Here is a 6,748-nt window from a genome sequence, read left to right on the forward strand (position 1 = left end):
GTAGTCGCGGCCCGGACTCGCACCGGTCGCGGCCGACACGGCCGCCGGGGCCGGTGGTCCGGGGGCGGGAGGCAGTGCGTAGACCTTGACACCCCACTCCACATGTCCGGCGAGCTGATCGAGCAACAAGGCGAACTCATCCGCACGCCGGTCCAGCATGTCGCGTACGCGGTTGTCGTCGAGGTGGAGCGTGGCCAGCCGCAAGGGAAGCACGGTGGTACGGGCGAAGACAGCCTCGACGACGGAGTGATGGGCACGCGCCACCGACTCCAGCCAGTCCAGATCCTCAAGCCGGGCCTTCAGCGCGGTTTCCCCGAAGTCGCTTTCCGGTACGGAGGACACCACCACGGCCAGTCCCTGTGCACCCACCAGGCGAACCGGTGCTCCCGCCACTCCTCGTACGCGGGACAAGGCTTCCTCCAGCGCCGCGTCCGCACGGGTCACCGCGTAGCCATAGCTCATATACCCGCTCATCGGTCATCGCTCCCGCGTCGGCGAGTGCCCTGATGCCGCTCGCTCTCCTCACGCCGCACAGCCTCCTCGTCCACCACGGAAGCAGGGCTGTCGGCGGGGGCCAGCGAGCGCCCGCGCAGGTTCTCCACCTCTGCGCGCAGCCGACGGTTCTCCTCCGCCAAGGACGGCCTTCCGCTGTCCTCCCTGGCCCGGGAAGAAAGCGACGGATCGTGTTCCCACCAGTCGATGCCCATCTCCTTGGCCTTGTCGACAGAGGCCACGAGCAGCCGGAGCTTGATGGTGAGCAGTTCGATGTCGAGGAGGTTGATCTGGATGTCCCCGGCGATGACGATTCCCTTGTCAAGAACCCGTTCAAGGATGTCGGCGAGGTTCGCGGACGAGCCCTGTCCGTACGGCGACACCGTCTGCGCGGGCCGAGGGACGGGCCGTCGGGCCTGTGTCGGATCCGTCACGACGCATCAGACCTCCGTTTTGTTCGCCCAGCGCGCGGGAGCGCGGCGGCTCCTTCCTCTATTTCCCCGGTTCGTTCCTCACCCGGCGGCGCTGCTGGAACGTCGGCGACGTACGCACCCTGGATGGATTCGAGCCGGTCGAGGAGTTCGTCCTCACGCCGGTCGAACTCCCGCTCGCTGATGCGGCCTTCCAGCAGTTCCCGCTCCAGTTCGGCGAGCCGGCGCTCGATCGGAGTGGTGTCGTAAGCCTCTTGCTCGGCGACCTCGGTCACCCGCTTCACCACCCATCCGACGCCTCGTACCGGTGCCAGCGGCACGGTCAGGATCTGAGTCAGCAGGCCCATCGCGGGCTCCTCACGTCATACGAAGCTGTAGGGCGGCAACGGCCCTCTGAGGCGTAGTTCGACGTCCGGCCCGTACCGTTCGGCCAGCTTTTCCGCCGCTGAGGTGAACTCCCGCACCTGGTCCCGGTCCACGAGAAACGAGACATTGAGGAAGTACTCGGATGTCGTGCCGCCCTCCGACTCGGCCTCGGCGCACGGACGCAGTGCCTCGGTCACCTCTGCCGTCAGGCTGTCCTGGCGCGCCCCCACCTCCCGGGCGACCAACTCGCCCAGCGCCAGCCGCTCCTCGTACGTTCCACCGCCGCCCCGCGTAGCCTCGTTCAGCCCGCGTACCTCGTCGGACTCCTCGATCACCTGCCGCAGCAGCGTTTCCTCGTCCTCGGACGCCTTGAGATTGAACTCCACCCGCCCTTCCAACTCCGCGAGCCGCTCGCTGTACAACTCGGCATGCTCGCTGAGTGCCGCTCGTACCGTGTCGTCGTCCGCGGCGGTGAGACCGAAGCGCATGGGCAGTACCGCGTGCTCGGACAACAGCCGCTCCTGCACCTCGTGATGGGCGCTGAGATCCCTGCGCTTGGCGCGCAATTTCTCCGGGGCGTCACTGACGACCGCCTTGAGTGCTCCTTCGGTGACGGTACGCAGCGAAGGAGCCTCTTCCCCCACACCGTGCAGGTCGTCAAGGTGCGGATCGTACTCGGAGGAGGTAATGGCGTAGACGTAGACGGACATCGGCTACTCCTCCTCACGGTGTCTGACCGGCCGCTCGCGGTGTCTGACCGGGCGCTTCGCACTGCCCCGCCTCGGTTCCGGCTCCGCCTCTTCCTTCGCCTCACCTGTCCCATCGGTCCGGCCGGCCTGGAAGGAATCCGTGATCGCTTCGACCGCACCTGTCAGGGCACCTTTGCTCTTGCCGCGCGCTCCGCCCTCGGTCACTTCACCCACCACGTCCGTCAGCGTCTCGGGGGCTTTGCGACCCGCCTCCAGGTCGAGGCGGTTGCACTCCTCGGCGAAGCGGAGATACGTATCGACGCTCGCGACGACAACGCGCGCGTCGATCTTGAGAAGTTCGATACCGACGAGGGATACGCGGACGAACGCGTCGATGACGAGGCCGCGATCCAGGATCAGCTCCAGGACGTCATAAAGGTTTCCACCGCCACCTACGGCGATCTGACCGCTTTGCTGCGGCACTACAGTCACGACGACTCCCTTCGGTGCTCCCGCGGCTGCCGACGGTCACTTGCGATCGATCTGGCCCCGTGCGTATCGCCGACGGCGCTCGTACTCCGTGAGCCTGCCTTCTTCATCCAGTCGCACGCGGTAGCTCGCCATCACACTTGTGGTGTCGGGCACCCGCGAGATTTCGAGTACCTCCACATCGGCCTGCCATCCCTCCTCCGTACGCTTGACGGCTGACACCGACTCGGGCCGCGTCCCCAGAAGCCCGGCGAGCTGCTCCGTGGCCTCGCGCATCGCCCCGCCCATCGCCAGAGGACGGGACACCGGCTCCCTCTCCTGCTCGCCACCACGACCCGCACGCGCGGCCTCACGGCGGCTGCCTGATGTCTTCGGACGTCCCGTTCCGTCGAGGTCCCTGCGCTGGCTGCCGCCCATGTCGTTCCTGCCCCACATCAGATATGCGCAATTTGAAGCTTTTGCTCGAAAAGCGCGATATTTCCAGTGAACACCGGCGGCGTGCGGCGGGCAACGGGTGGAGGTGGCGAAGCGCGCGGGGGCCAGGGCCGCGCTGCTCAGGCGGCTCGGCGCGCGCTGTCACGGGCCGTCGGTCCCGCCTTCGCGGCCCCTGCGGGCGAGTGTGCGCTGCGCGATGGTGAGCAGCCGCGGCGGGCCAGGATGCGATGGCGGAACCCGGGAGCGTAGCGCTCGACCTGTTCCTCGATACGGTCGGCCATGGCTTCCTGCTCGCCGCGGTCCCACCGTCCCTTCAGGCCGTCGGGACCCGCGTCTCCCCTGAGTCGAAGGCGATGCGCGCGGTGCCGAGCGGCCCGCTGTGCGCCTCCAACTCCAGCCACCGCAGAGGCTCGTGACGTCGGACGACGGTCTGTCCACGGAACTCCGTGGAACCCAGCCGCACTGCGTACGTGAGGGAGGAACCAACCTCGGGCCAGCGTCCCGCCTGAGGAAAGGAGCGTGCCGTGCCGACCACCCACTCGGCGTATCGCTCCGGATCAGAGAGGACCCTCCGGACAGCGGCCGGTTCGCGTGCGATGAGCTGGTGCCGTACGGCCATCTGCCCTCCCTGGCGCATCGGCTGTGAGCTGTGACCAGTGCGGATCCGAGCCCCGGTGGGGGCATGGCCGTCGGCCGGGGTGCCGTACGTGGATGAAATCACCATGTGCGCGATTCGGCGGCCCGGCTTGCGCCCTGTGCCGTGCGCGCGTCCGGTCCGCGTTGTCCCGGGCATTCCGCTCGGACCGGCGGGAAAGCCGCCCACCAATGGGACGCTTCCCCAGCGTTCGCCCCGCGACGCGACACGCACAGCCCGCGAAGGGCAACTGAGGCCTCGCCGCCGTTCGGGTCTCTCCCCCGCCACGCTTCCTCCGCCAGGTGCGCGATCTCCTGGGTCGTACGCCTCACACGGGCACGTGATCAGTCCGGCTGGCACCGGGGGCACCACACCGTTCCACGCCCCGCGACGCGCCCCCGGCGCAGGGACTCGCCACAACGCGGACACGACGCGTCGCCACGGTCCCGGTGCCCTGTGAGCCAGGAATCGCGTGGTGGTACGCGGCCTGCGCGCACCGCGGACCGGAGGGTGCGCCGCATGTCCGTGAAGAGGCGGCCACGCTGCTCTTCCGTGAGGGTGTCGGCACGGTGAGCCGGGTTCAGCCGGGCCCGCCACAGGATTTCGTCGGCCAGCAGATTGCCGAGCCCCGCCAGCCGGGACTGGTCGACGAGGAGTGACTTGACACTTCCGCGCCGTCCACTGATGAGCCGGTCGAAGTCCCCGCGGGCGATCTTCGTCGCGTCCGGCCCCTGACCGTCCAGAATCCGGGCGACGCCGGATTCCTCCACCAGCCAGAGGCCCTTGAGCTTGCGCTGGTCGCGATAGCGCAGTTGCCGATCGTGTCCCACTGTGAACGCGACGCGGTCATGTGTGTGGAGCTCTTCGGCGGGGCGGCAGCACACGAGCAGTCCGGTCATGCCGAAATGCAGAAGCACGGTGGGCCCGTCGGTTCGGGCGAGCAGCCACTTCCCGCGCCGCTCGGGCTCGGCAAAGCTCCGCCCTTCCAGTTCGCGACGGAACCGCCGCGCACTCACACCATGCAGTACACCGGCGTCGTACACCTCCACGCGCTCGATCGTCCGCCCCTGGGCGCAGGACGCGAGACGGGAGCGAAACGCTTCGACATCGGGTAGCTCGGGCACATGACACTCTTTCCCGGCACAGCGCTTCCGTCGCCACCACCGGGGAGTTCTTCGGCCGGGCGGCCCATCCGAAGGGTCGCCACGACGCGGCGGCATGTCCGTACGATCCACGTTCTGGGACTTCGTCACCCTGCACACGGAAGCGACAGCGGAGGCCACGGTCACGCTCCTGACGCCCGATCCCAGCCCGACTCTCTCGCAACTCGGCGGGAGCTGGTCCGTGGACGAGCACGTCGTCGGTGTCGTCACCAACGAGAACGGCCGGCTGAACGGGGTGCGCGCCGTCCGCCGGGCGGCACTGAACGCGGGTATGGTCCCGCTGGTGATCGCACCGGCCGCAGGAAAGCTCGGCTCGGAGGGTGAACCGAGACCCGGCAGCACCAACAACACGCCCTCGCGGCATAACAAAATCGTCTCCAGGATCACGGGGAAACTTCAAGGTCGTCACGGCCCGGCGCACAGCGCCGAAAATGGCGCAGGCCATCGACAAGCGAGCTGGTACGCGGAGCAGCTGGCTCGCCGTATCCCGCGGGGTGCCCGCGCCGAGAGGGCGGCGCCGGGGACCGAAAGACGCAAGCGGACCGCGTCCGGCCTGCCGAAGCGTTCTCCGTGCGATTCAGCGCCCCGGGTTGCCCCTGACGCCCCCGGCCGCCTTGGATGGCGAAACGGGTATGCCGCTCGCCGCGGCGGAGGGGGAACGACGTGCATCAGCAGGGCCGGACCAGCACCTCCCCCGCCTTCTCGGCACTCGGCACCGTCCTGCTCCGCATGGCCGTGCTTCCGTACGGGGCGCTGGAGGACCGCAGCTGGAAGGCGCCGCGGTTCGACGCCTCCGTACCGTTGGACGAACTCACCGCTTACGTCACGGCGCTCGCGGCGCATCCCGCGCTCGACGAGGCGGTCGAACTGTCCAGCACCTCGCTGTCCGCGCTGACGCGCGCGCTCAGGGCCGGGGAACGGCCCGAACGCAGGAAGCTGGAGCGGGCCGCGGTCTCGTTGACGAAGTACGCGCTGCGGATGACCGGGCGCCCCACGCCTTTCGGCACCTTCGCCGGGGTGACGGCCGCGCGTCTAGGGTCCGCCGGGGAGGCGGCAGGGGCCCGGGTGGGCGCCGGTCACCGCAAGTTCGTCCGGCCCGACGCGGGCTGGTTCTCCGCAGTGGCCGCCGAGCAGATCCGTACCGAACGGCCGCTGAGGGATCTGCGGGTGGTGTGGAACGACCTGTGCTACGCGCGCGGCGACCGGATGTACTCGCCGTGGGCCGCGTCGGTCGAGCGGAACACCTCGCGGATGCGCCACCTGTCCGTGCGCGCCGGGCGGCAGATCGGCTTCGTCCGCGACCGTGCCGCCGCACCGGTCGACGCCGCCGCGCTGGCAGCGGATCTGGCCGCGTCTCTCGCCATGGACACCGCCGCCGCCGAGCGGACCGTGCGGCGGCTGGTGGATCTGCGTTTCCTGCTGGCGTCACTGGTGCCCTTCGTCATCACCACGGACAGCCTGTCGGACCTTGGGGCGGCCTGCGAGCTGCTGGAGCATCTGGGCACGGCCCGGGAGGCGCTGGACGGCTACGCCCAGTCGGCGGTCGGCGAGGGCCGCGCGGAGCTCTCCACGGCCCTGGCCGCCCTGCGAGCCGTCCGGCCGTTCCCCCGGCCACCGGTCCAGGTGGACCTGAAGATGGACGCCTCGGTGACGCTGCCGCAGGCGGTGGGCCGGGAACTGGAGGAGTGCGCGACAACGCTGTGGCGGCTGTCGCCGCGCACCGGAACGACCCCCCGGATGGCCGACTACACCAAGGCGTTCCAGGAACGTTACGGCCTGCACCATGCCGTTCCGCTGACCGATGTCACCCATCCGGGCACCGGGCTGGGACTGCCCACGGCCTCCCCGGGCGGCACGGCAGGGGCCCGTCGCCGACCGACGGAGCTGCCCGAGCGCCTGGACGCGGCCGTCGGCGAGCTGGTGCAGGACGTCACCCTGCACGGCGCCCGGGAGATCGTGCTGGACGCGGAGACCACCGGACGGCTGGAGCGGGCGGCGCGCCTGCCTGCGGCCGACGCCGCCCGCGTGCCGCCGGACTCCCTCGAACTG

The 6,748-nt window shown here is 69.7% G+C and carries 9 protein-coding genes; 2 read left to right on the forward strand and 7 right to left on the reverse strand.

Annotated features, from left to right (window positions below):
* The 6 genes from GA0115259_RS12120 to GA0115259_RS12145 all read right to left on the reverse strand — a co-directional run.
* On the reverse strand, positions 1-474 hold a 474-nt coding region (locus GA0115259_RS12120), incomplete at its 3' end, for a GvpL/GvpF family gas vesicle protein (protein WP_176732520.1).
* On the reverse strand, positions 471-926 hold the full coding sequence (gene gvpJ, locus GA0115259_RS12125) for a gas vesicle protein (protein ID WP_093595023.1): 456 nt from the start codon (positions 924-926) through the stop codon (positions 471-473). The genes gvpJ and GA0115259_RS12120, both read right to left, overlap by 4 nt.
* A complete protein-coding gene (locus GA0115259_RS42775) occupies positions 923-1,270 on the reverse strand; it encodes a gas vesicle protein GvpG (RefSeq protein ID WP_093595026.1) in 348 nt (115 codons plus the stop codon). The genes gvpJ and GA0115259_RS42775 overlap by 4 nt, the downstream gene beginning before the upstream one ends.
* Before the next feature lie 15 nt (positions 1,271-1,285).
* The gene (locus tag GA0115259_RS12135; protein WP_093595029.1) at positions 1,286-1,999 is read right to left on the reverse strand and encodes a GvpL/GvpF family gas vesicle protein; all 714 of its coding nucleotides are present in this window, start codon (positions 1,997-1,999) and stop codon (positions 1,286-1,288) included.
* Between the two features lie 3 nt (positions 2,000-2,002).
* Entirely contained in the window at positions 2,003-2,470 is a 468-nt protein-coding gene (locus GA0115259_RS12140) for a gas vesicle structural protein GvpA (RefSeq protein WP_093595032.1), read from the reverse strand.
* A gap of 36 nt (positions 2,471-2,506) precedes the next feature.
* Positions 2,507-2,884, reverse strand: coding sequence for a gas vesicle protein GvpO (locus GA0115259_RS12145; RefSeq protein WP_093595035.1), 378 nt, complete (start codon positions 2,882-2,884; stop codon positions 2,507-2,509).
* Positions 2,885-3,129: 245 nt separating this feature from the next.
* Between GA0115259_RS12145 and GA0115259_RS40220 the strand changes: the two genes are divergently transcribed.
* Positions 3,130-3,318 (forward strand): hypothetical protein, encoded by a 189-nt coding sequence (locus tag GA0115259_RS40220; RefSeq protein WP_176732521.1) that lies wholly within the window; start codon positions 3,130-3,132, stop codon positions 3,316-3,318.
* A gap of 562 nt (positions 3,319-3,880) precedes the next feature.
* Here the strand turns inward: GA0115259_RS40220 and GA0115259_RS12155 are convergent.
* A complete protein-coding gene (locus GA0115259_RS12155) occupies positions 3,881-4,660 on the reverse strand; it encodes an Fpg/Nei family DNA glycosylase (protein ID WP_093595041.1) in 780 nt (259 codons plus the stop codon).
* Between the two features lie 702 nt (positions 4,661-5,362).
* Here GA0115259_RS12155 and GA0115259_RS12160 point away from each other — a divergent pair.
* A partial coding sequence (locus GA0115259_RS12160) for a lantibiotic dehydratase (RefSeq protein ID WP_176732522.1) occupies positions 5,363-6,748 on the forward strand: 1,386 nt, incomplete at its 3' end.

This window comes from Streptomyces sp. MnatMP-M17 (genome assembly GCF_900091995.1).
Taxonomy (GTDB): Bacteria; Actinomycetota; Actinomycetes; order Streptomycetales; family Streptomycetaceae; genus Streptomyces.